At 43.5% G+C, this 1,852-nt stretch carries 1 protein-coding gene; it reads left to right on the plus strand.

The window, feature by feature from the left end; translation table 11 throughout:
* Positions 1–736 precede the first annotated feature (736 nt).
* The gene (locus ACE1CM_RS44775) at positions 737–1,645 is read left to right on the plus strand and encodes a hypothetical protein (RefSeq protein ID WP_374885981.1); all 909 of its coding nucleotides are present in this window, start codon (positions 737–739) and stop codon (positions 1,643–1,645) included.
* Positions 1,646–1,852: the final 207 nt, after the last annotated feature.

The following is a 1,852-nucleotide window of genomic DNA, read 5'->3' on the forward strand; positions in this document are numbered from 1 at the left end:
GGCGCGAGATATTATCGACGATTCCACAGTTGTTGTGCGCGAGGGAAATAATATTTCGATTCGACGCAAGGGGTTGATCGAACAGTATACTCTGGGAGAAGGCGAACCGTTTACGAGGGTTTATTTGAAGGAAATTCCGACTGTTTTGTAACTATAAAAACCCGGTTTCTTAGAGAAACCGGGTTTTTATAGCAACATTTTAGCGCTCGCAGCCAGAGGAGAGATGTGGGAGAGGGACTAAGCTGCTACGCATCTAATTTTACAGTCAATTTTTCTGAGATTCTTGTGGGATGGGCATGCAAGCCCCGTCTCTTTATTCGATTTAAATGCGGAGCAGCTTATCCCTATTTTGGCGATTCTCCGGCGATGGCGCAGTAAATCCTGTCAAATTGTTGACAGGATTTACCTGCGTATAATTGCTGATATATTTATCAAACCTTCATAAAATTTTATACGTAAAAATATTGATAACTTTATGAAAAATTGATGAATTGAGGCGGTTTTATGAAGTTGCTATGAAGATTCTGTAAAGGCAGTTCTCAAAACCAGTAATTGTATGGTTAGTATAAACAAAGTAAATTACACAGACAACGTAAAACTATAGATAAGCTGTAAAAAGGTATTGCCAGGAACATTTTGCCGCCGGATTTTACGAGTAATAGGAAAAGCGAATTCCCAGAAGCGATCGCAGATTTTCAATTCTTGATGTTTATACCTGTTTAGAGGAGTGCATACCATGACTATTGCCAAGAAATTACCGATGCTAATAGGTGCAACCCTGTTCGCAATAACAGCGGCTGGATCTGCACAAGCGGTAACCTTGTTTAGCGGAACTGGAACCCCTGGCGCAACCGATGCATTCAACGCAATGAAAGCCGCGATTGGGGGACAAGCTAATGCAGGGGGACCGAAAGCTAATGGATTCAGGACAATTAGTTGGGATGGTGTCAGGCTAGATGGCACGGATATTAACCCGAATACCAAAGTAATTGTCCCAGGCACAACTGTGAATATCCCAGTCGATCGCTTCTTGGGGCAAGGGGCGCTTTACGCAGAAGAATATACAGTCAGCGGTGACGGATTTGCCAGCGTCAATCCAGCGACTGCGGGACAATTTCCAGCCTTTAGTCCCAAGAATACTTTTGCCATGTTCGATGACGAACCTGGTGAATTTGAAGACCGTTTTATCGAACAAAGCTTTACCTTAGCTGGGACTCGTACTGCTGCTGGTACGCGCGGTTTCGGGGCAATTTTCGTCGATGTGGAACTAGCAAAAAGCAGCAGTATCGAATATTTCAATGGCTCAACCAGCTTGGGTAAATTTTTCGTAGATCCGGCTCCCAAAAGTGGCGATCCATCTTTTCTTGGCGTTCTATTCGACGCTCCAATTGTTACAGATGTGACGCTGACGGTGGGAGATAAAGCCCTGTTTAACTTTGATGGCAAGACAATTCGCTCCTTTGGTGCTGAAGATTTATTAAAAGGGATCGACCTAGCAGTCACAGATGATTTCATCTATGCCGAACCCACAACAATAGCCAATGTTCCGGAACCAGGCACTAATTTAGGGCTATTGGTATTAGGTGGTATGGGTGCGCTCGCTCTGTTAAAAAGCAATAAAAATAAACAGAAAATAGCTGGCTGAACTCTCTAGCTACAATTACTATATGTAGAATGGTGCGTTACACTTCGTTAACGCACCCTACAATTACTGATTGCGGCATACGGGGAAGATATTTTAGAACGGGATGGCATGTTTTACCAAGGCAGCAATATGGTTGTTTTGGATAATCCCACGGAAATAGAAATGACCCTGGCGCGAGATATTATCGACGATTCCACAGTTGTTGTG

Source organism: Microseira sp. BLCC-F43 (assembly GCF_041929235.1).
GTDB lineage: Bacteria > Cyanobacteriota > Cyanobacteriia > Cyanobacteriales > Aerosakkonemataceae > Microseira.

Bases quoted from the DNA above. Each gene is read 5' to 3' on its own strand.
- ACE1CM_RS44775 (WP_374885981.1), top strand. From the start codon at position 737: ATGACTATTGCCAAGAAATTACCGATGCTAATAGGTGCAACCCTGTTC.